Annotated in this window: 24 protein-coding genes; 10 read left to right on the forward strand and 14 right to left on the reverse strand. The window is 27.8% G+C overall.

All coding sequences use genetic code 11. From position 1 onward, the window contains the following. Positions 1–16: 16 nt before the first annotated feature. From C4R78_RS01925 to C4R78_RS01935, 3 genes are read right to left on the reverse strand one after another with little or no spacing between them, the layout of a single operon-like run. Entirely contained in the window at positions 17–1639 is a 1623-nt protein-coding gene (locus tag C4R78_RS01925; protein WP_103895412.1) for a nucleoside kinase, read from the reverse strand. Positions 1640–1686: 47 nt separating this feature from the next. Next, a complete protein-coding gene (gene gltX / locus C4R78_RS01930) occupies positions 1687–3150 on the reverse strand; it encodes a glutamate--tRNA ligase (protein ID WP_103895413.1) in 1464 nt (487 codons plus the stop codon). A 16-nt stretch (positions 3151–3166) separates the two neighbouring features. Then, positions 3167–4180, reverse strand: a complete 1014-nt coding sequence (locus C4R78_RS01935) for an SMI1/KNR4 family protein (protein ID WP_103895414.1) — start codon at positions 4178–4180, stop codon at positions 3167–3169. A 110-nt stretch (positions 4181–4290) separates the two neighbouring features. On the opposite strand from C4R78_RS01935, the gene C4R78_RS01940 reads away from it, so the two are divergent. The 3 genes from C4R78_RS01940 (at position 4291) to fba (ending at position 6451) form a co-directional block, all read left to right on the forward strand. Then, a complete protein-coding gene (locus C4R78_RS01940) occupies positions 4291–4956 on the forward strand; it encodes a YetF domain-containing protein (protein ID WP_103895415.1) in 666 nt (221 codons plus the stop codon). A 4-nt stretch (positions 4957–4960) separates the two neighbouring features. Then, positions 4961–5353, forward strand: a complete 393-nt coding sequence (locus tag C4R78_RS01945; protein WP_159945767.1) for a DUF4363 family protein — start codon at positions 4961–4963, stop codon at positions 5351–5353. A gap of 168 nt (positions 5354–5521) precedes the next feature. Next, positions 5522–6451 (forward strand): class II fructose-1,6-bisphosphate aldolase, encoded by a 930-nt coding sequence (fba, locus tag C4R78_RS01950; RefSeq protein WP_103895417.1) that lies wholly within the window; start codon positions 5522–5524, stop codon positions 6449–6451. A gap of 9 nt (positions 6452–6460) precedes the next feature. Here the strand turns inward: fba and C4R78_RS01955 are convergent, their stop codons facing one another. Further along, on the reverse strand, positions 6461–7357 hold the full coding sequence (locus C4R78_RS01955) for a diguanylate cyclase (RefSeq protein WP_103895418.1): 897 nt from the start codon (positions 7355–7357) through the stop codon (positions 6461–6463). A gap of 117 nt (positions 7358–7474) precedes the next feature. Between C4R78_RS01955 and C4R78_RS01960 the strand changes: the two genes are divergently transcribed. Beyond that, positions 7475–8203 (forward strand): arginase family protein, encoded by a 729-nt coding sequence (locus C4R78_RS01960; RefSeq protein ID WP_103895419.1) that lies wholly within the window; start codon positions 7475–7477, stop codon positions 8201–8203. Positions 8204–8224: 21 nt separating this feature from the next. On the opposite strand, the gene C4R78_RS01965 is transcribed toward C4R78_RS01960, so the two are convergent. Together C4R78_RS01965 and C4R78_RS01970 are read right to left on the reverse strand one after the other, a co-directional pair. Beyond that, a complete protein-coding gene (locus tag C4R78_RS01965; protein WP_159945768.1) occupies positions 8225–9340 on the reverse strand; it encodes an LCP family protein in 1116 nt (371 codons plus the stop codon). 80 nt (positions 9341–9420) lie between these two features. Continuing rightward, complete coding sequence (locus C4R78_RS01970) at positions 9421–9903, reverse strand: hypothetical protein (RefSeq protein ID WP_103895421.1); 483 nt, start codon at positions 9901–9903, stop codon at positions 9421–9423. 42 nt (positions 9904–9945) lie between these two features. Between C4R78_RS01970 and C4R78_RS01975 the strand changes: the two genes are divergently transcribed. Beyond that, positions 9946–10473 carry a CYTH domain-containing protein gene (locus C4R78_RS01975; protein WP_103895422.1) on the forward strand — a complete coding sequence of 176 codons (528 nt, stop codon included), beginning with the start codon at positions 9946–9948 and terminating at the stop codon, positions 10471–10473. Here the strand turns inward: C4R78_RS01975 and C4R78_RS01980 are convergent. From C4R78_RS01980 to C4R78_RS01990, 3 genes are all read right to left on the reverse strand, one after another. Continuing rightward, the gene (locus C4R78_RS01980) at positions 10468–11373 is read right to left on the reverse strand and encodes an AEC family transporter (protein ID WP_103895423.1); all 906 of its coding nucleotides are present in this window, start codon (positions 11371–11373) and stop codon (positions 10468–10470) included. The genes C4R78_RS01975 and C4R78_RS01980 overlap by 6 nt on opposite strands. 80 nt (positions 11374–11453) lie before the next feature. Further along, positions 11454–11666 carry a heavy-metal-associated domain-containing protein gene (locus C4R78_RS01985; RefSeq protein WP_103895424.1) on the reverse strand — a complete coding sequence of 71 codons (213 nt, stop codon included), beginning with the start codon at positions 11664–11666 and terminating at the stop codon, positions 11454–11456. Positions 11667–11702: 36 nt separating this feature from the next. Beyond that, positions 11703–12377 (reverse strand): metallophosphoesterase, encoded by a 675-nt coding sequence (locus C4R78_RS01990; RefSeq protein WP_103895425.1) that lies wholly within the window; start codon positions 12375–12377, stop codon positions 11703–11705. 61 nt (positions 12378–12438) lie between these two features. Here C4R78_RS01990 and C4R78_RS01995 point away from each other — a divergent pair, with 61 nt between their 5' ends. The 4 genes from C4R78_RS01995 to C4R78_RS02010 all read left to right on the forward strand — a co-directional run bounded on the left by C4R78_RS01995 (position 12439) and on the right by C4R78_RS02010 (position 15583). Continuing rightward, positions 12439–13581: a flagellar hook-length control protein FliK gene (locus C4R78_RS01995; RefSeq protein ID WP_103895426.1), complete on the forward strand. Its 1143-nt coding sequence runs from the start codon at positions 12439–12441 to the stop codon at positions 13579–13581. Then, complete coding sequence (locus C4R78_RS02000) at positions 13578–13832, forward strand: EscU/YscU/HrcU family type III secretion system export apparatus switch protein (protein WP_103895427.1); 255 nt, start codon at positions 13578–13580, stop codon at positions 13830–13832. The genes C4R78_RS01995 and C4R78_RS02000 overlap by 4 nt, the downstream gene beginning before the upstream one ends. 13 nt (positions 13833–13845) lie before the next feature. Then, complete coding sequence (locus tag C4R78_RS02005) at positions 13846–14625, forward strand: DUF2225 domain-containing protein (RefSeq protein ID WP_103895428.1); 780 nt, start codon at positions 13846–13848, stop codon at positions 14623–14625. 139 nt (positions 14626–14764) lie between these two features. Then, a complete protein-coding gene (locus C4R78_RS02010; RefSeq protein ID WP_103895429.1) occupies positions 14765–15583 on the forward strand; it encodes an RMD1 family protein in 819 nt (272 codons plus the stop codon). A 25-nt stretch (positions 15584–15608) separates the two neighbouring features. Here the strand turns inward: C4R78_RS02010 and C4R78_RS02015 are convergent, their stop codons facing one another. Next, a complete protein-coding gene (locus C4R78_RS02015) occupies positions 15609–18047 on the reverse strand; it encodes an FAD-dependent oxidoreductase (RefSeq protein ID WP_103895430.1) in 2439 nt (812 codons plus the stop codon). A gap of 185 nt (positions 18048–18232) precedes the next feature. Here C4R78_RS02015 and C4R78_RS02020 point away from each other — a divergent pair, with 185 nt between their 5' ends. Then, complete coding sequence (locus C4R78_RS02020) at positions 18233–18892, forward strand: HAD family hydrolase (protein WP_103895431.1); 660 nt, start codon at positions 18233–18235, stop codon at positions 18890–18892. Positions 18893–18928: 36 nt separating this feature from the next. Here C4R78_RS02020 and C4R78_RS02025 read toward each other — a convergent pair whose 3' ends face one another. From C4R78_RS02025 to C4R78_RS02040, 4 genes are all read right to left on the reverse strand, one after another. Next, a complete protein-coding gene (locus C4R78_RS02025) occupies positions 18929–20083 on the reverse strand; it encodes a class I SAM-dependent methyltransferase (RefSeq protein ID WP_103895432.1) in 1155 nt (384 codons plus the stop codon). 78 nt (positions 20084–20161) lie between these two features. After that, the gene (locus tag C4R78_RS02030; RefSeq protein WP_103895433.1) at positions 20162–20575 is read right to left on the reverse strand and encodes a twitching motility protein PilT; all 414 of its coding nucleotides are present in this window, start codon (positions 20573–20575) and stop codon (positions 20162–20164) included. 103 nt (positions 20576–20678) lie between these two features. Beyond that, on the reverse strand, positions 20679–21068 hold the full coding sequence (locus C4R78_RS02035; RefSeq protein WP_103895434.1) for a universal stress protein: 390 nt from the start codon (positions 21066–21068) through the stop codon (positions 20679–20681). A gap of 71 nt (positions 21069–21139) precedes the next feature. Beyond that, positions 21140–23590, reverse strand: a complete 2451-nt coding sequence (locus C4R78_RS02040) for an ABC transporter substrate-binding protein (protein WP_103895435.1) — start codon at positions 23588–23590, stop codon at positions 21140–21142. Positions 23591–23632 lie beyond the last annotated feature (42 nt).

Consider the following 23632-nt stretch of genomic DNA (forward strand, 5'->3'; position numbering starts at 1 on the left):
ATTCCCCCTATTATAATTATTCAAAGCAGCTTCCGCCAATAAATTCCCTTATGATAGAATTTTTAGGAATTAACTCCTCTATATCTCCATTTGCTTCAAGGAAATATTCTAAAAACATCAATAGTCTATATGCTTCTAAATATGCTGGACTTTCCTTTGGAATCTTTTTTAAATGCTCATAAGCATATTTTTTTAATATACACATTTCATAGGCTAAAGTAGAATTAAACATTACATCAGCCTCTTCTTGATAAGGGAAAATATAAATTTCTTCACCAGATCTTACTTTTGGCCAAGATATTATAGTGTCTTCAGGACTCTTTCCTCTATATTTTGCATCCCTTACAATTCTTCTTAAAAGCCTTACATCTGTTGTAGGTATTCTATTATGATCATCTAAATTTAATTGAGTTAACGCACTAATATATATTTTAAACTTATTTTCCCTAGGAATTGATTTTGTTAACAATTCATTAAGGCCATGAATTCCTTCTATAATTAATATAGTTTCATCATCCATTTTAAGCTTTTTACCTGAATTTACTCTTTTGCCAGAAATAAAATCATATCTTGGTAGCTCAATTTCTTTTCCTTCTAAAAGCATGTGTAAGTGCTTGTTAAATAATTCTATATCTAAAGCATAAATAGATTCAAAATCATATTCACCATTTTCATCCTTTGGAGTATCTTCTCTGTTTACAAAATAATCATCCAATGAAATAGGATATGGCTTAAATCCATGTATCCTAAGCTGTATAGAAAGTCTTTTTGAAAAAGTAGTCTTTCCTGACGAAGAAGGTCCTGCTATTAAAACGATTTTTATTTTATCCCTATTTTCATAAATCATATCTGCAATATAAGCAAGCTTTTTTTCATGTAAAGCTTCCGAAACTAAAACTATATCCTTTATTTCTCCATTAAAAACTTTTTCATTTAAAGCTCCTACATCTGCAACATCTAAAATCTTTGCCCACTCCTCAGTTTCTCTAAATATCTTAGAGAGCTTTGGAACATCTTTAAACTCAAAAATTTTATCTGGACTTTTTTCATTAGGATAAGTTATTAAAATCCCTGGTTCATATAAGATTAAATCAAAAAGTTTTAAATACCCTGTAGAAGGAACTAAAGGACCATAAAAGAAATCATATAAGTTTTCACACTTTCTAAGCTCAACAAAATCCTTATTTATAAATTTAAAAAGTCTTATTTTATCCTTCATATTTAACTTTTCAAATATCTTTATCCCCTCATCCTTTTTTACTTTTATTTTTTCAAAGGGTATATCCTTATCTACTAATTGTTTCATCCTTGATTTTATTTTATTTACAATTTCATTATCCAATTTTTTATCCATGTGAATTTCACAATACAAAGCCTTATTAAGGGAATGTTCAATAGTAACTCGTGCATTAGGAAATAAATCATAAACAGCTTTAATCAAAAGAAAACTTAAACTTCTTACATAAGTTCTAACTCCTGCAGTCTCTTTTAAAGTTACCGGCCTTATAATTGAATCTTTACAAACAAATTCGCTTAATTCAGTATAACTTCCATTAACAACTGCTAATGGAATAATCTCTTTTTTAAGTTCTTCTTTTAATATATCCTCTAATTTTCTCTTTTGAAAGTTCTCTGTCATTATATTCACCTCCACAGTTTTGCGTGTAATATTATTATATTCAACTCTTAAAGTATTGTTTCTAAATAATTCTTACAGCTTGTTAATCTTTTTAAAGTAGATTCTTTGCCTATTATTTCAAATGTATCAAAAAGTGGAGGTGAAATTTTAGATCCAGTTTCTGCAATCCTCAACAACATAAACAAAATCTTTGTTTTAACACCTATTCTATCACAAAAAGCCCTCATCACCTTCTCAAGCTCTTGAGCATTCCATTCGTTTTGAACCTCTAGTTCTTTTATAGATTCATCCAGTAGATAAATCATTTCTTTTAAATCAACTTTAACATTTTCCATTATTAAATTAGCATCATATTCAGGCTCCTTAAAAAACATTTTAAAAGAATCTTTAACTTCATCTAATCTCTTTAATCTTTCTTGTTCAACTTTTATTATTTTAACTAATTTATTATAATTTTCCTCATTTTCAACAAAATAGTCAGTTGTTCTTAAAAATGGAAGAACAAGCAAAACAAGTTCTTCAACGCTTTTTTTTCTTATATATACCCCATTAAACCAATCTAACTTTTTAAAATCAAATACTATATTGGAATTGTTAATTCTTTCAAAAGAAAACTTATCTATCATATCCTCTATAGACAATATTTCTTCCCCATCTTTAGGATTCCATCCTAAAAGTGCAATAAAATTCAAAACTGCTTCTTTTAAATACCCCATGTCCCTGTATTCACCTATGAATAAAGCTCCATCTCTTTTTGAAATTTTTGATTTATCTTCATTTAAAAGAAGTGGAAGATGAACATACTCAGGTATTTCGCAGCCTAATGCCTCTAAAATTAAAACCTGTAAAAAGGTATTTGGTATATGTTCTTGACTTCTTAAAACATGGGATATCCTCATCTGCCAGTCATCTATCGCCGTTGCAAAATTATAAGTTGGCAGTCCATCTGATTTTCTAATTACAAAATCCCCTATAAGACTTCCATCCCATTGTAACCTTCCCCTTACTCCATCATTAAAAGTTATAATTCTATCTGGAACTTTAAACCTTACAACTGGTTTTAAACCCTTATTTAATTTTTTATTTACTTCCTCCTTTGATAAACTTCTGCATTTTCCTGAATATTTTGGAGCTTTTTTATTAGCTATTTGTTCCTTTCTTTCTTTTTCTAGATCTTCCTCTGAACAAAAACAATAATATGCATATCCTTTTTCTATTAAATAATCAACATACTTTTGATAAATATCTAATCTTTCAGATTGCCTATAAGGGCCATAAGGACCTCCTATATCTGGACCTTCATCCCAATATAAACCTAACCACTTTAATCCTTCATATATACCCTCTTCTGCTTCTTTGCTATTTCTTTTAAAGTCTGTATCATCTATCCTTAAAATAAATTTTCCCTCGTTTTGTTTTGCAAATATATAATTATATAAGGCATTTCTGGCGGTCCCAACATGGAAATTTCCTGTAGGACTTGGAGCTATTCTAACTCTTACTTCCTTCATAGGTATCCCTTCCTTGCTAAAAATATTTTAGGTCATTTTCAATAATTTTAGATAAATATAATAATCCTCCCTGTAATGAATCTTTATGTGCACTTTTTAAAGTTTCTTTTATTATATCCTTATCCTCTGTGCAATATAAAACATTGTTATATTCTATCATGGCTTTTTCATATTCGCCTTGTTTTGAATATTTTCTTGCAAGATAAAGCCTATATTCTGCATCATAAGGATCTTTAAATTCATCTTCAAGGTATAATAACATTTCTCTATGAACATCCTCAGGAATTTCTATGTAATCCTCTTCCCAATAACTAAAACCAGTTAAATCTAAAGATGTATTTAATCCTTTTTTGAAATAATCTTTAAAATCATTTCCTTTTAACAAATAATATTGGCCTAAAATATAATAAGGAGCTGTATAATATGGGAAAATGTCTATTACTTTTTCTAGATAAAGCTTAGCTTCTTTTGTATTTTCATTGATGTAATATCTTCCTAAATAACATAAACTTTGAATAGATTTTTCATCATACTCTATCATAAACTTATGATAATCAACTTCATTTTGAACTTGCTTAATCTTTTCTACATTAAATCCATATTCTTTACTTAATATATTTACCCGGCTTAATATTTCTTCAGAAGTAATTCCATAATCAAAATCATCCTGAATTAAATTTACAGACATTATATCATCTAAAGCACATTTATACATAAAAGATATAAAATCAGATGCAAGGATTATAAAATTTCTTGTTTCATGAAGCCAAATTCCAACAAAGTAATCCTCCACTTTAGGACCATATTTATAAAAACAATAATAATCTCCATTTCCTACATCCCCAAAGGGGAATAAATGAAAATTCATTTTTCCAGGAATTCTTAATAAATTATTTACCATGTTTTCTACATACTCAAACCTACAACTTCCAAATTGAACGTCTCCCCCAAATTTTTTGATAAATCGCTTAAAATCATTTGGTAAAAAATATCCATATTTCATTTCAAATTTCTCTAATCTTGTCTTCATACTTCTATCCCTTTCTAAAAAATATCTAAGAAAATTATAAACCTTATTAAATTATTACTCAAGTAATTAAAAATTAATTATCTTCAAATAATAAAAATGAGGTGAAGTATATGATAGTTTTTATAAGAACAATAATACTATACATATTTGTAGTAACTGTAATGAGAATAATGGGAAAAAGACAAATAGGTGAATTACAACCCTTTGAACTTGTTATTGCTATTATGCTATCTGAGCTTGCTGCTATACCAATGCAAGAACCTGGAGTTCCTCTTATAAATGGTATAATACCAATATTAACATTAATGATCCTTGAAGTTACAATATCATATCTATCATTAAAATTTCAATTTATAAGAAAAATAGTGTGTGGGGAACCAAGCATACTGATTAAAGATGGAAAAGTTCTTGAAGAAGAACTTAGAAGACAAAGATTTAATCTAGATGACCTATTTGAAGAGCTTAGGCTTCTTAATTACTTTAACATAAACGACATCCAATATGCCATACTTGAAACAAATGGAAAACTCAGTATAATTCCAAAGCCAGACAAAGCTCCACTAACTAAAAAAGACCTTAATATTGTATCTCCTCCTGAAAAATTACCTATTAGTTTAATACTTGATGGAAAACTACAAAAAAAGAACCTAGAAATATCAGGTTATGATGAAAATTGGCTAAAACAACAACTTAAATTAAATAACATAGAAAAATACGAAGACGTTTTTATAGCTATGCTTGATACAAAAGGACAATTATTTATACAAAGGAGATGATATATTGAATAGCGGAAAATTAGTTCTTGTAATTAACTTCTTAACATTAATCTTAATAATACTAACTGGAATTTTTGAAATAAATCTATTTGAAAAAGATACTAAAATTTTTGTAGAAAACTTAACAAAAACCAAAAAAGCAGTTGAAAGTACAAACTGGCAAGATGCATATGAAAACATAAAAGAATTAAATAAAAACTGGGAATCTAAAAAACAAATGTGGGCCGTTTTTATAAATCATAATGAGATAGATAATATAACTATGTATTTAAGACAAAGCATGGAATTTATAAAACATCAAGATAAAACTCAAGCTATGGCTAGTTTAGCAATATTAGAACATTATTTAATCCATATTTCCGAAATTGAAAAATTAAAAATTGAAAATATTATATAACTAAACTTGAATTTCCTTCAAAATAGTATATAATTAAACTAGACATAAAATGTCCATGCGGGACTTAATTTGTCCCTAATTTTAGTATACTTTTTTTGTTTTTTGTGTTATAATTTATATGTAAGTAATATAATTATAGTATAACACAAATGTTAAGGAGGATTTACTATGCCACTTGTTACAACTAAAGAAATGTTTAAAAAGGCTTATGAAGGTGGTTACGCAATAGGAGCATTTAACATCAACAACATGGAAATAATTCAAGGTATTATCGAAGCTGCAAAAGAAGAAAAAGCTCCAGTAATTTTACAAGTTTCAGCAAGTGCACTAAAATATGCAAATCCTAAATATCTTGTTAAAATGGTTGAAGCAGCAGTAGAGGATTCTGGCCTTCCAATTGCTCTACACTTAGACCATGGCGAAAATTTTGAAATATGCAAAACATGTATTGACCTTGGATTTACATCTGTTATGATCGATGCATCTAAATATCCTTTAGAAGAAAACATAAGAATCACAAGAGAAGTTGTTGAATATGCCCATTCAAAAGGAGTTGTAGTTGAAGCTGAACTTGGAAAACTTGCTGGAATAGAAGATGAAGTTAAAGTTTCAGCAAGAGAAGCTACCTTTACAGATCCTGATGAAGCCTATGAATTCGTTCAAAAAACAGGAGTAGATTCACTAGCTGTAGCAATAGGAACAAGCCATGGAGCTTATAAATTTAAAGGAGAAGCAAAACTTGATTTTGAAAGATTAGAAGCTATTCAAAAGAAACTTCCTGGATTCCCATTAGTGTTACATGGAGCATCTTCAGTAATGCCAGAATTTGTTGAAAAATGTAATAAATATGGTGGAAAGCTTCAAGGAGCTCAAGGGATTCCTGTTGATATGTTAAGAAAAGCAGCTTCTATGGGAATTTGTAAAATAAACATGGATACAGATTTAAGACTTGCTATGACTGCTACAATTCGTGAAGTGCTTGCAACAAAACCTGAAGAAATAGATCCTAGAAAATACTTAGGTGCAGCAAGAGAAGCTATAAAACTCGTAGTTAAAGATAAAATCAGAAATGTATTAGGCTGCAGCAATACAATATAAAAGAGGGCTTTAGCCCTCTTTTACTTTATTTTTGCCACTTTTTTTAGCTTCATAAAGCATATCATCAGCTTTTTTTATTATAAATTCAATATCCTTTTCACTAGTAATTATACCTTTGCTTAATCCTATGCTAACAGTCCAGACAAAACCAAAAGAACAATCTTTTTGGCATTCATCTCTTATATTTTCTGCGATTTTATATGCATCAGCTTCTTTATATATTATACCTAAAAACTCTTCCCCACCAAATCTTATAATAATTCCATTATCTTTTATATTTCTTTTGCATATATCTACAAGTCTTTTTAAAATCTCATCTCCTATTAAATGTCCATAAGTATCATTTATTTTTTTAAAATTATCTATATCTATTAAAAAACAATTTATATCAACAAAAGAACTGCTTTGTAATAAATTTTCAACATATTCCCTTAAATAAGCTCTGTTGTATGCACCAGTTAACATATCTGTAATTGCCATCTTTTTTATCTTATCATATGCTATTTTTAACTCATTATTTTTTTTAATAAGCTCTAGCTGTAATCTTCTGGTTCTTAATTGAACATTTATTCTTGCTAAAAGTTCTACTAAAGAAAAAGGTTTTTTAATATAATCATCTGCCCCTAAACTTAAAGCCTTTGAAACAGATTCTTCTTCGGTTATAGAAGTGATTGCAATAATAGGCAAATAGGGATATTCCTTTTTTAATATTTCACACAAACTATATCCATCAATTCCAGGCAAAATAAGATCTATTAAAACTAAATCGTAATTATCTAAGCTTTCACTTAAAACCTCTTCCCCACTTCTTACCCACTTGACTTGGTATTTGTTTTCTATTAACATATCACTGAGGACTTTTCCATGAAACATCGAATCTTCAATAATTAAAATTCTTCCTGTCATAAAAACCTCCAAATTCCTATTAAATATTCACAATATTTTCATATTATCATATTAATATAATAAATTTTAAATAATCAAATTTCAAGCTGTTTAATTCTTCATTAGGAGGGGGTTCTGATGAAGAATTTAAATGGCGTCTCTATTATTAACTGCGACAATACCCTATTATATGAAAACGCAATAATATCAAGAGCTAATAAGATTATAGATTTTACTAACATAACAGGTCTTAGAATGTTCTCATCAATGGAAACCATTAAAAAAATTAGCAAGAAAGTCTCTTCTATAATAAATAATATAAATTTTTTAGGATCTGGTGACTTCCATCACTTAACCTATTCTATAATATCAAATATACCTTATGAATTTTCATTAATCGTATTTGATAATCATTGTGATTACAGTGAAGTTCCTTATGGAACAATAAGCTGCGGTTCATGGATTAACCAAGCCTCCTACCTAAAAAACATATCATCTATTATTATCCTTGGAGTTTCCAAGATAAGTTATCAATCAAAATCTAATAAGATATACTGCATAGAATATAATAAAGACTTTATAAATAACTCTATAAATTTAATAAACAAAACTGTAAAGTCAAATGTATATATAAGCATAGATAAAGATGTTTTAGACCAAAAGTATGCAATTACGAATTGGGATCAAGGTAAAATGAAATTAGATGAGTTATTGTTTATCTTAAAATACATCAAGTCCAAATTTAAAATAATAGGCCTTGATATATCAGGAGAATGTAAACCATATAATCCATTATCTTATATAATATCAAATGAAGTAAAAGTCAATCAAGAAACCAACCTTAAAATATTAGATGCTGTAATATAAAAGGCACCATACATTGGTGCCTTACTCTGAGGGAACTATGATTTTTTTGTTATTTTTCTTTGTATTAATTAAATTTAAGTCATCATCTAAATTCTCTTTAGGAATCTCAATTTTTATTATATTACGTCTTTTTCCCCTATTATCTATTGCTACGTCATTAAAATGGAAATTATTTGCCATGTAAGCAGGTAAATTAGAAAAAGCAGCACCCTGCATTGATAAAAATTTTTCTAAATAAACAACATTTTTTTCTAGATCAGGAACTAAAACCGCCATTCCATTTACTCTAACATCTTCAAACATTCCATCAGCAGGAATTCTAATAGTTTCAACAGGAGTATTACCAAATTTATATACAGTATATGCTAAATTTAACAAATTAGTAGTAGGTATATTAGTCTTTACATAATTCAACATAGTAGCTGCCAAATCTGGAATTTTAAATATGCTTACATTTCTTAATTTGTTTATAAGAATAGTTAAAACTCTTCTTTGTCGTTCCGTTCTTTCAAAATCCCCATTTCCAACTTTTCTTATTCTGCTATAAGATAAAGCCTGCTGTCCATTAAGTTTTTGATAACCAGGACCTTTTATCAAAGTAGAATTAGCCCCATTTACTTCTATAATATATTTATTAATCTCATTTACCTCATAATCTTTAACTTCAACCTCTATACCCCCTAATTTATCAACAATATCCTGAAAAGCCCTAAAATCTACCAAAACATAATACTTAACATCTACGTTAAAATCCTGATATAAAGTTTTCATCAAAAGTTCAGGTCCTCCTAGACTATAAGCTGTATTTATCCTATTTAGACCATATCCTGGTATTGGAACATATAAATCCCTCATAAAGGAGATAAGTTTTACAGTTTTTGAAGATGTATTTATATTAGCTAAAATTATAGAGTCAGTTCTTCCTATATCTTTCTCGTCTCTTCTATCTACTCCAATAAGAAGAATATTAAAAACCCCTTTTTCTTCACTAAAATTTAGTTTAGATTCTTGTCCACTTTTTAAAAACTCAGATGGAGAAGGCATATAAATTTTATTGTGCATATAATAAAATGACCCTAGTGTTACACCAACCATAATCATTATAATAATTGAAAACACAACTAGAACCCTTTTCAACTTCACCACCTCAAATAAAAAAAAATCACTGCTTTTTATTATCTCATAAAACTTTAAATTAAACAATAAAAAATTTAAAATCATTTTCTTTTGTATTCATTTATTAACTTTAACATTTCTTGATTAGGTGATATATACACAGCTCTTTTCCCCTTCAATTTAAAAATATAAATATCCCCATTATAATCCTTAGGAATACAGCATATCCTTTTAAAATCCTTTGAAACATCAATTTCTTCTTTTTTACCAAAAGCATCAAAATTTTTTACATCTTCATCTATTAAGGTTTTTCTTTTTGATTTATTATATATAACATCAATTTGCAAATTTCCATTAGTAAAAATATACTCATATTCTTTATATTGGTTATCTCTAAGAAATCTAAATAATAAAGACAATATTAAAGCAGTTAAAGTTATAACAAAATAAAAAATATTAAACAAAAAAATAGCAACAAAAAAGTATATAATTGAAAATGCTATAGAAAAATACATTAAAAAATTATAAAATTTATACAAGGTATTCTTTGAAGTTGTTAACAACTGTTCATAAAACCTATCCATATCAAAACCTCCCTAAATTAATTTAAAAAGGAGTTGATATAAATGAAAGAAAAAGAAGTAAAAATAATTGATGTAAATATAAAAGAAATAAAAGAAAAATTGTTAAAACTAGGGGCAAAGAAACTAAAAAATGAATTTCAGGAAAATTACTTTTTTAATCTTCCAATAAGCAAAGATGGATACATAAGAATAAGGAAAATCATAGATCTTAATAATAAAAAAGAAAAAATACTTTTAACTTCAAAAATAATTCTTTGTAAAAACACCATAAGACAAACACTAGAAAATGAAGTAGAAATCTCATCTTTAGAAGATGGAATAAAATTTTTAGAAAGCATAGGAATAAATCTAGTCAAAAAAGCTACAAAATATAGAGAAAGTTACCATCTAAACGAAATCCTCATAGAGTTTGACGAATGGAACAAAGAAGAATTTCCTTATCCATACATAGAAATTGAAGCTGATGATGAAAACAAAATATTTAAATTAGTAAATGAACTTAACATAGACCCTTCAAAGGTTACATCTAAAACACTAGATGAAATAAAAAAAGATAAGGGACTTTTATAAAAGCATAATTATTAATGGTATTGTAACAACTGATAAAACCGTTGTAAAAAACACGCATTTTGAAGCTAAACTAACATCTGCATCAAATTTTTCAGCAAATAATGCTGTATTTGCAGCTGCAGGCATAGCCATTATTAAAACAGGAATTCCTAACAACATACCTGAAAAATTAAAAAACTTTAATATAGTCAACGTAACCAATGGAATTATAATCAATCTTAAAAGCGAAATATAATAAATTTTATAATCTTTAAAAAATTCATTAATATTAATATCAGCTAACATAGATCCTACTATTATCATAGAAAGAGGGGTTGTAGTAGAACCTATCAATTCTAAAGTTCTTTGAATAGGATATGGTAATTTAATAGAAAAAATAAACAATATAAAACCTAAAATTACAGATACAAGCCCAGGATTTAAAAATACTTTTTTTACATTTTGCTTTTCTTTATTATTAAATAACATAACTCCTACTGTCCATATTAATATGTTAAAGTTTATATTAAATATTGCAGTATAAAATATCCCTATTTTACCATATACACTTTCAACTATAGGATAGCCCATAAAACCACAGTTTGAAAAAATTGTTACAAACCTCATAACGCTTCTCTCATTATAAGGATATTTCTTAAATAAATATTTGCTTAAAACTACTAATGTCAAATATAAAACCAAAGAAATAGTATATAATCTAAAGGCGTTTATAAGCATTTCCTTTGAAAACTCGTAGTTAAATGAAGATAAAATCATAAAAGGTAAAGTTATATTCAATATCAATTCAATTAAACCCTTGTTTATACTTTTTTCTATTATGTTTCTTTTCCTTGAAAAGTATCCAACTAGCATTATAAAAAAAAGTATAAGAACTTGAGAAAAAACGTTATTCAAATCCATAACCTACCTCCAACAACTTTACTTACACATATTTATTATAGCAAACTTTTCTAATAAAAAAATATCCCCTTAGGGGATACTTATAATTCCTTTACATCAAAACCATTTTTAGTAACAACATATTTTATTTTTTCATCTATAACCTGATTCTCATCATAATAAACATTAACTATTCCGCTTTGAAAATCAACGTTAACATCCTCAATTCCTCTAATTCCTTCTATAATACTAGCTACTCTCTTGGCAGACATTTCATCATGCATAGAAGGAATTTTTAAAGTCAATTCCTTCATCTTTATCCCTCCTGATAATATTTTTTGCACATTTATTTAAATTATCCTAATAGGATCAAAATTTATTATGTCTGCCGAAGAGCATATATATTCTATACCATCTACTTCCCCAATAACACAAATATGCCTTGAATCATAATGAATATGTCCATATATTACTTTTTCTACCTTGTATTCTTTAAATAAATCAATAAATTCTTTAGCTACACTAACTTTAGTAATTGGAGGATAATGCATTATTACGATTTTCTTTTTAAAATCTTTTGCACTATCTAAAGAAAGCCTAAGTCTTATAAGTTCTCTGTTGTAAACTTTTAAATTTTTTTCATCTTTTTCCTCTAAGTTAATCCAACCTCGAGTCCCACATATTGCATAATCCTCATAAGGGAAAAAATTATTTTGTATAAAAAACATATCATCATACAAGGAATTTAACTTGGATATTGATGTCCACCAATAATCATGATTTCCCTTTAGTAAAACTTTCTTTCCTTTTAAATTATGAACAAATTCAAGGTCTGGAATTGCTTCATTAAACTTCATACCCCACGAGATATCTCCTGCTATCAAAACTACATCATCATCTTTAACTTTACTATTCCAATTATGTAATATCTTTAAATGATGATCCTTCCATGTATCTCCAAAAATATCCATTGGCTTATCTGATGCAAAGGATAAATGTAAATCTGACAGTGCATACAAAGCCATAACTTCACATCCCATCCTATATTTTTTTATATAAATTCCGATAAATATAATGGTGATAAAAATGAAAATAAATAATATCCAACATATTATCAAAAGCTATTCTCAAAATTATTTACATGAAGGGAAAACAATATATGGTAAAATAATAAAAATTGAAAACAACACAGGAATAATAAAATTACCTAATGGTGAAACAATTCAAGCTAAATTTTTAACAGATATAAAATCAACTGAAAATAATTATATTAAATTTATCATAGACAAAATTGAAAACCAAACAGTTTTTTTAAAACCTTTATCATTAGAACCTTCTTTTATCAATCAACAATATGAAAAATTAAACAACTTAAATATCCCTTATGACGTTGGAAAAGAAATCATTGAATCTTTAGCTAAATTTCAAATACCTGCAAATGATTTCTTTATTTTATTAGTTTATGAAAACTTAAAATTTTTTAAAGCTTTAAGAAAAATGGATACTGAAAAAATAATAGATATATTAAAAAACATTACCAAAGAAAATATAACACATAAGGATGAATCATACAAGTTAATAGAGAATATTATAAACAAACTAAAAGATACTGATATTAATCATTTGTGTTTTTTACTTGAAAATGACATAGAATTAAACCTTGAAAATATCCTAAAGCTCCAATCTTTTCTTAAAGATATTGATATAAATGATTTGATTGAAAAACATACAAAAAAAGAAACTAAAAATAAAATTATTGATTTTAATGATTTTATAAGTAAAATTAAGATATGTGACCTTCAAGATTCAATAAAAAATCTTTTGAATTTTAAGGATTTACTTGAAAAAATAAATAACAATTATTTTATATACTACTTTAATCAATACGAAAAAAATAATGTTTTTAAAAACCTAGTAGTAATAAAAAAAGACAAAAATACTCCTAAAGATTATAAGGTAGCAAAAATATTTTTAAGAATAAACACAGACAAGCTTGGTACTGTAGAAGCTTTTTTATATAAAAATTTTTCAAATATATCAATAACGTTTAAAGTTGAAGAAAAATATGAAAAAATATTTAAAAATAATTTTAGCCTATTAAGCTCTATGTTATCAAATAAAGGATTAAAGATTCAAAATTTTAAAGTTCAACCTTTAAAACAAAAAACTTCATTAGTTGAAATTAATAACTTTTTTGAAACTATAAAAAAATTGGATGTGAAAATATGAAAAAGAAAGCCGTAGCATTAAAATATAATAAAAATCTTAAAGCTCCTTATGTAACTGCTGTAGGGTTTGGACAAGTAGCTGAAAAAATAATAAAAATAGCAAAAGAATCTAACATTCCTATAGTTGAAAATGAAAATTTAGTAGATTCTCTATCAAAACTTCCTCTAAACCAACCTATTCCCCCTGAACTTTATGAAGCAGTAGCAGAAATAATAGCCTTTGTATACAAAATAAATAATCAAATAAAATAGAAAGGATGATTATATGTTTGATATATTTTCTGGACTAGAAGAATTAGGATTTAATAATGTTGACATAGACCTTTATAAAAATGAAAAAACTGAAGAAAACAAAAAAGATGAAGAAAATAAAAATGATCCTTTAAAATTATTGTATGATAAAACTATTGACTGTCCTGTCTGTAATACACAATTTAAAACTAAAACCGTCAAGGTTGGAAAGGCTAGGCTTATATCCCAAGATACAGATTTTATGCCTATTTATGAAAATATAAATCCTTTATTTTACGATGTAATAATTTGTCCAAAATGCGGCTATGCTGCAATGGTAAGTTATTTTAATAAAATAAGACAATTTCAAATCGAACTAATTTTAAATAATATTACTCCAAAATTTAAACCAAAAAAATATCCTGATGTTTACGATGTAGATATAGCAATAGAACGTTATAAATTTTCCTTATTAAATTGTGCCATTAAGAATGCCAAAAGTAGCGAAAAAGCCTTTAACTGTCTAAAAATCGCATGGATGTATAGACTAAAAAAAGATACTGAAAACGAATTAAAATTCCTTGAATTAGCCTATATAGGATTTAAAGAAGCTCTTGAAAAAGAGCCATTTCCTGTATGCAACATGGATCAATATACACTAATGTATCTTATTGGAGAGCTTGCAAGAAGAATTGGAAAAAAAGATGAAGCTCTTATATGGTTTGGACAAGTTATAATTGCAAAAAATGCAAGGACAAAAATAAAAGAATTGGCAAGGGAACAAAAAGACTTAATTAAAAGCAGTGTCAACTAGTTTATCAAATCCTCTTTAGTTCTAGCCTCTCCAACCATATCCAAAAGCATTTTCTCATTGCCAATTCTTTTAAATATTCTAGGAATGAAAACCGAATTAAATGGTAAAATAATATTGATTAACTAAAGGAGTGAAATTTATGGCAAGTTATGATTTTATATCCTATACAATAGGAAATGAAATAAACTTAAATGAAATAGCAGGTCATTTTGGTATAAATAAAAAATTTAAGTGGGAAGAACCTTTAATATTAAGAGAAAAAAATCTTAAAGGTATTTTAGCAAAGCCAGAAGATAAACTTGTTTTTATTTTTTCTTTTGGAAGTATCGTATGTGTTAATATGGCATTTCATGAAACCCAAGATGTAATCAATTATCTTAAAAAAATCGATAAAAACCTTAAAAACAATCCCCCTACTATGATAAAAGATAACTTTAAACTTATAGTAAATCCAAACGCAAAATTTGAAGTAACTTATAACTCCATAACAATCAGCAGAATTCATGACTATCATTTTAACATTATTGCTACAGTCTTAGCTAAATCAGTAGCCCTTGAAAAAATAGAAGAAGATATAGATATACTATTAGACAAGATAGAAGATATAGTCAACTTCCTTGAAAAAGGCAAACTAAATATTAGCGATGAAAATCTAGCCAAAATGTCCAGCAAAATTTTGCGTTTTAAATATAACACTATATCATATATTATGCTCCTTGATAAACCTCAAATTGCTTGGGAAAATGAAGATGCAGAAAAATTTTTTATTGAACTATCTGATTTATTCGAGTTAAATGATAGATATGAAAAAATAAAACATAAAACTGAACTTTTGCTAGATATTACAGAAGTTTTCTCAAGCCTTACTCAATCAAAACGTAATGCAAAACTCGAATGGATGGTTATAATACTATTTCTTGTAGAAATTATACTTTCATTAATTGAAAAATTTATATAAAAAAGGGCAGACAATCTGCCCTTTTTTATATAAATAAACTTGTATCTGACTTTTCAGCTTCTGCTAAAAATGAAGCTACTCCTCCCAATTCTACTCCATCTATAAGCTCTTCCTTTTTAATTCCCATAACGTCCATTGACATAGAACATGCAACAAGCTTTACTCCATTCTTTTTAGCTTGTTCTATAAGTTCTTCTAAAGAAGCTATATTCTTTTTAGCCATTATTGACCTTATTAATTTTGCTCCAATTCCACCCATGTTCATTTTTGATAATCCAAGTTTTTTACTTCCTTTTGGCATCATCTTTGCAAACATCTTTTCAATAAAGTTTTTATTAACCTTTGGAGCAACTTCCTTCCTTAAAATATTTAAGCCCCAGAAAGTAAAGAACATAGTAACTGGTCTTCCCATTGCAGCAGCACCATTTGCAATTATAAATGAAGCAATAGCTTTATCTAAATCACCACTAAACACTATTATGCTTTTACCATTTCTTGATTCATTAGAAAAACTTTCACCCTTTAAGTTGTTTTTTCTTCCTTTTTGAATAAAAGCAACATAGGAATCTTTAGTCTTATCTATTTTTATTAGACTATTTCCTGTTCTTTCACACCACGCTTTTATATCATTTGAAAAAGCAGGGTCAGTAACATGAACTTCTAATATTTCTCCTTCTTTTATCTTTTCAATTTCATTTTTAACCTTCATTATTGGCCCTGGACATTGTAATCCACAAGCATTAATCTTTATAGTATTTATGGCATCTACATCCTTGCTTTCTATTTTTGTCATCTCATCATTTAATTTTATGCCTTCACCATATCTTTTTTTAGATGCCTGATAAATATCATATCCTCCACTTAAGTTATATACATCAAAACCATTTTGAACTAATATCCTATATGCAACATATCCCCTCAATCCTACTTTACAATATACTATTATTTTTTTATCTCTTGGAATTTCGTTTATTCTATTTCTTAATTCATCAACAGGAATATTTAAAGCCCCTTCAATATGACCTGCTTCATATTCTAAATCAGTTCTTACATCTACTATAAAATATTCATTCCTATCTAGATTGTCTATCTCATCCCAATGAATAATCTTCATATCCCCTTTTAAAATATTTGCAGCCGTAAAACCTGCCATATTAACAGGATCCTTTGCAGATGAATAAGGAGGAGCATATGCAAGTTCCAACTCTTCTAAATCATAAACAGTTAATCCATGTCTTATTGCAGTTGCTAAAACATCTATTCTCTTATCAACTCCATCTCTTCCAACAATTTGTGCTCCTAAAATTCTTCCATCTTCAGGTGAGAATAAAAGCTTTATAGTCATAACAAAAGCCCCCGGATAATATCCTGCATGGGAACCTGAATGTGTATAGGATTTCAGATAAGGAATGCCCATTCTCTTTAAAGTCTTTTCATTGGCACCTGTTGCTGCTGCTGTCATATCAAAAACTTTCAATATGGAAGTTCCTTGAGTTGCTTTATATTTTACAGCTCTTCCACAGATATTGTCTGCTGCAATCCTTCCTTGCTTGTTAGCAGGTCCTGCAAGAGGAATTAAAGTCCAAGCTCCTGTAACAAAATCCTTAACTTCAATCGCATCACCAACAGCATAAATATAAGGGTCACTTGTCCTTAAATATTCATCAACTCTAATTCCCCCTCTTTCTCCAATCTCAAGCCCTGCTTCTTTTGCAAGTTTAACCTCTGGCCTTACTCCAATAGCTAAAATAACCATGTCTGCTTTAAGGACTCTTCCACTTTTTAAAACAACATCAAGCTCTCCTTCTTTATCAAATTTTTCTACTGCATCTGATGTTATAACCTCAACACCATTATCATTCATATGCTTTTCAAGTATCCTTGCCATTTCAATATCAAAAGGCCCTAAAATTTGATCCATAGCCTCAACTAAAGTAACTTCTAAACCTGCATCTTTTAGATTTTCAGCCATTTCAACCCCTATAAATCCTCCACCAATAACAACTGCCTTCTTAGGTTTATTGTTTTCAATAAAAACCTTTATTCTGTCAACATCCGCCATATTTCTTAAAGTAAATATATTATTCTTTTCAACACCCTCAATTGGAGGAACAAATGGAGCTGCACCTGGAGAAAGTATTAGATAATCATATTTTTCTCTATAAATCTTTCCCTCTGATACAACTTCAACTTCTTTTGTATCTCTAAATATTTTAGTAACTTCGCTTCTTACTCTAATATCAATATTAAATCTTTTTTCCATTCCTTCTTCAGTTTGAACTAGTAAATTTTCTCTTTCCTTTATTGTTCCGCCAATATAGTATGGTAAGCCACAATTAGCAAAAGAAATATAATCTCCTCTTTCAAACATTATTATTTCAATATTTTCGTCTAACCTTCTAAGTCTTGCAGCAGCACTAGCTCCACCAGCTACTCCACCTACTATTATTACCCTCTTTTTCATTAGATCATCTCCTTGTTAAAAAATTGTTTTTTAAGTTGATACTTTTATATTATAAGGATAATATAAAAAAAGTTTAATGTCAATATACCTTACAAGGGTAAAGTAATTTAAAATGTTAAATTTGATAAAAAAACACAAATTTTATATAATTCTATATATAATTCTTTACAAAACGAGGTGTTAGTATGCTAGAAAATATAAAAGCTGTAATCTTTGATTTAGATGGAACTTTAATTGATTCTTTATGGGTATGGAAACAAGTAGATGTGGATTACCTAAAAAAACATGGAATTAAACCTCCTAAAGACTTGCAAAAACATATAGAGGGCTTAAGTTTTGTTGACACAGCCATATATTTTAAAGAACAATTTGGAATAAAGGATTCAATAGAAGATATAATGGCTGAATGGCATAAAATGGTTTCAAATTATTATTCTTCTGTAATTGAAATTAAAAAAGGTGTAAAAGAATTTTTACAATACCTTAAATCTAAGAAGTATAAAATAGGTATTGCAACCAGCAATTCAATAGAGCTTGTAAAAGCTGTTTTACAACGAAATAGAATACTAGAGTATTTTGAAGTTATTGTTACAACAGATGAAGTTTCAAAAAGCAAAACAGAACCTGATGTGTTTTTAGAAGCAGCCAAAAGATTAAACGTATCTCCTAAGGAATGTTTAGTATTTGAAGATACAATTTCAGGAGCTATAGGAGCTAAAAAAGCAGGCATGAAAGTTATAGGGGTATTTGATGAAAATGGTTCTTGTAGCCCTGAAGAATTTAAAGAATATGTTGAACATATAATAGATGATTTTCAATGTATAGTTGAAAATTATTGTAAATAAAAATGCCTAAGGTGTCCTTATACCTTACAAGGACACCTAAAGCATACCTAAAACATATCTTTCAAGGTATGGATTTATTGAAAATTTCTCTTTAATAGCTAAATATTTTTCTAATGCTTTTGGATTTTTATCTGAAACCTTTATGGCTCTTATAAGCAAATTCTTAGGAGTATCAAGTGGAGAAACATACTCGACTATAGATACTTTATAACCAGCAGCCTCTAAAAGAAGCCCTCTTATTCCATCTGTTAAAACATCTGCAAACCTTGATTTTAAAATTCCATGTTTAAATATATCTTGAAGTTCTTCATATTTAATCTGCTCTAATAATTCTCTATGACAACAAGGAACTGCAAATATAGCCTTTGCATTAAAATTTATAGCCGCACCTAATGCCATATCTGTTGCTATGTCACATGCATGAAGACTAATAACTATATCAATTCTTCTATCTGGAACAAAATTTTTTATATTTTCCTTTAGAAACACCATATTTTTATATCCAAGCTTAGAGGCAATCTTTTTTGAATTTTCTATAACAGTTTCAGATGTATCTATTCCTATAAAATAACAATTCTTCTTTTTCTTTTCTTTTATATAATAATTGAGAACAAAAGTTAAGTATGATTTTCCACAAGCACAGTCTAAAACGTTTATTGTATCTAAATCCTTTAGTTCATCTAAATAAGAATCAATAAGCTCAACAAAATGATCAATCTGATTGTACTTTCTTATCATATCATTTTTTAGTTTTCCATCATTTGTTAAAATACCTATTGCTTTTAAAAGCTCATCTGCTTCCCCAATCTTTATATAATAATTTCTCTTTAAATTAGTCCATTCATGTTCTTTTTCATTTTGACTTATTTCTTCATCAATATTTTTAATCTTTATATTTTTATTATCAGCCATCAATATAGTAGTTTTTCCTCTCTCAAATAAACTAAACTCTAAAGAATCATATTTTAAAGCTTCCCCACATATAAAATCACAAAGCTCACTAAGTTCTATTTTAAAATTCTGGCCGTTGTAAAATAAATTCTTATTATCGATATCATATATACCTTTATATTCTCTATTACCAGATTTAAAGGAAATTTCAACTCCTTTTAAAAAGTCTACATTCTCTTCTGCTCTAATAATTATAGATGAAAGCATAAATTTTAACTTATTAATTGCTTGCTTATTCAAATAAATCACCCCTTTTTCAAGATACTTAATTATTATAGCAAAAAATCAATATAGGGGGAACCATATCCCCCTTTTATGTTAAACAGCTAAATATTCTACTTCAATATCAAATTTCTTTCCTTTAGCTGTTGAAATTCCTAAGATGAAATTTATGCCATACTTTTCTTCAACAAATTTAATTCTTTTCAAAAATTCTTGAATATCATCGTAGTTATCTTTAAACATATAATTTAGGTTATCAATAAAAATAGTATCAATATCATAGTCTTCTGAAACTATTCCATATACAAAACCTAAAAGAGAATCAATTGATGAAATGGGAAATTGAGATGCATCTACAAGCCTTATACAAGGTTTTAAATCAAACATGCCTTCTAAATTATTACTAATATAAACAATATGTCCTTTAGAATTTAAAGCCATTTCATTAGCAGTTGAGATAAGCTTTTTGGTTTTACCGGCTCCCTTCTCGCCGGTGATAACCTGAACCATTTTATCACCTCATTTATTTAATCTTATAATAATCATACTATATTCAGAAAATTTTTTCAATTTTATTTTTAAATATAAAAAATGAGACCCTAGTAGAAATCTACTAAGGTCCCTTTAAACCCACAATATGAAATTCAACATCAGGTAAAAGTTTTTTTAACTCTTCAATAATGCTGCTTTTATAATCTAAAGGTGATGCTCCTAAAACTATCTTATGTATATTATTTTTTTTAGCAAAATCCGCAATTGTTTTAGCTATATAGTTAGACCTTAAAATAGTCATCGAAGCACCGTTTTCTTTAGATATATCAAACAAATACTCTAAAGCATCATCTTGATATGGTGTATTTAAAAAATTATCCCCTTCTTTTGCCACATGAAGAACATATATTTCTGACTGTTTATTATCTTTAAGCTCAACTCCTCTCTTTATAAGTCTTTCACAGGTTTTTTGTTGCGTAACACACACTAATATATTTTTTAGATTATTCACTAATTATTCCCCTTTCTGGGTGTACTAATTCTACATTTATTATAGCACATTTCTATTTCTTACAAAATACATTAATCCTGTCTTATAACTTCATCTAATTTTATTTTTCCTAAAGTAGATAATTTTAACCCTAATATATCTTCTTTATAAGCTACACCTGCTTGAGGATGATATAAGAATATCCATGGTGCATCATCAACTATTATTTTTTGTATTTCTTTATAAAGCTCTAATCTCTTTTGAGGATTTATAGTTTCTCTAGCTTCTTTCATTAACTCTATAACAGTTCTATTATCATACCCTGTAAAATTAGTTGCATTTTCAATATTAAACAACGGCTCTAGGTAATTGTCAGGATCCCCTGTGTCAGCAATCCATCCACTTATAAAAATATGACACTTAGCTATGGTTTGTGGCTTTAAATATTCTTCTCTAGAAACTTTGTTTATTGTGCATTTAAAACCTACTTTTTCCAGATCTTCCTTTATCATTTCTGCAATCTTTTCATAGGTATTATTTCCTGTTCCAACTCTTGTTTGTATTACAATTGTTTCTGAAGAAATATTTTTCCTAGATAAAATCGCCCTTGCCTTTGAAACATCATAAGAATATCCTAACAAATATGAGTTATCTATCATACCAGGCGGAATAGGCCCCTTAGACTCCTCTGCCATACCTTTCATTAAAGTGTCTATAATACGTTTTTTATCTATAGAAAAGTTAATAGCTTGTCTTATATCTTTATCTTTTATAATATTTGAATTTGACCTTAAATTAAATCCAGCATATGTTGTTGAAAGAACATGCTGCATTTTTATGGAAATATTTTTTTCTTTTAATCTTTCTAAGGTTTGCCTATCTTCAAAATATATAAAATCATATTTATTGTTTATAAAATCATCAACTATATTTTCCTGATTAAAATAAACTTCAACAACATCTATATAAGGCATTCCTCCAAAATAATCTTTAAAAGCTTTTAAAATACATTTTTCATCATCAATATAATCAATAAAATATGGCCCACAACCTACAAATTTACCTTTTGATATATCTTCCTTTGGTAAAACTGCACATGCCGTTTGAGCTAAATTTAATAAAAATCCTGTATATGGAGATTTAAGTTTAATAGCCAACCTATATCTATCTATAACTTGTATGCCTTTAACTTCTTTAGCTAAACCTTTTTGAAATTCATCGCTTCCTTCAATCAAAGATAAAAACCAAGCATTAGGAGAATTTAATTTAGGACTTAAAAGCCTTTCATAAGAATATTTTATATCCTCTGCTGTAATTTCTCTGCCATTATGAAATTTTGCTCCCTTTCTTAGATTAAATATCCAAGTTTTATTATCATCTTCAACAAACCAACTTTTTGCAATTCCTGGAAAAATTTCAGTGGAATTACCTTGAATTAATAACCCTGCATAAACATTTGAAAGCAATCTAGTAGTAGAAGAATCAAAAGACATGGCAGGATCTAGGTTATCCGGCTTATTACAAAAGTTAATCCTAATAACAGTTTCATTTAAGTTTTTATCAACTACTTTATTAATTACTGTATCAGTTATTAATTTTAAATCCTTTGAAGTTTGATATAAAGCATCTATTGAATCTTTAGTATATCCTGCATTTAATAGGGCATACTCTGTTTTTCTCATAAGCATTTGAGAATTTTCATTTAATTTATTAGTAGCTTCAATAACCTTTTCAAAACTTTCTACTTGCTTTGCAACTCCTTGACTTATTTCATCTGCCGCTACAACAGTGGTTTTTACTGCTTCAATTATCCTATTGAAAACCGCTTGTGTATCATCTGCAATATTAACTCCAACATTGACCATTTCTTTACTTTTAATCATTGCACCTTTAGTTCTATCAATCGTATCATTTATCTCTTTTATAGTTTGGGCAATTCTTTCTGCTGACTCACTACTTCTTTGAGCTAACTTTTTTACTTCTGCTGCAACAACAGCAAATCCCCTACCAACTTCCCCTGCTCTTGCAGCTTCTATAGATGCGTTTAAAGATAAAAGATTAGTTTGCTCTGCTATTTCCTTTATTATTTCTAACATCTCATTTATTTTAACAGCCTTTTCACTCAACATGATAATTATGTTGCTTATATCTTCCACAGACTTTTCTATACCCTTTATTGCATCAACTGATCTTTTAACTGCTTCAGTTCCTTCCTTAGCTATATTTAACGTCTCAAAAGCTGTTTCTTTAGATTGGGAGGTATTTGCAAAAACCTGTTGGGCAATAGCTGAATAACTGCTTATTTCATCTAATACATCATTTAAAGATTCCATGCTTTTTTCTACATTTTCATATATACCATTAATTGTATCAATGAGGTTTTGAGTTGAAAATTCCATCTCTTCAATTCTATTGATTATTTTATCTACTGCCTTTTCTTCATTTTTTAATCCTAGCGTTATATTCAAATCCATTTCTAATGAATTATTTTCCGTTAAATCTACTTTTTCTTGTTTTCTACTTTTTCTAAAAATATCTAACATAAAACCACCCTTTTCATATAAAATTCGTCATTTCACATAAAT

This window comes from Caloramator fervidus, from assembly GCF_900108045.1.
In the GTDB taxonomy this organism is placed as follows: Bacteria; Bacillota; Clostridia; order Clostridiales; family Caloramatoraceae; genus Caloramator; species Caloramator fervidus.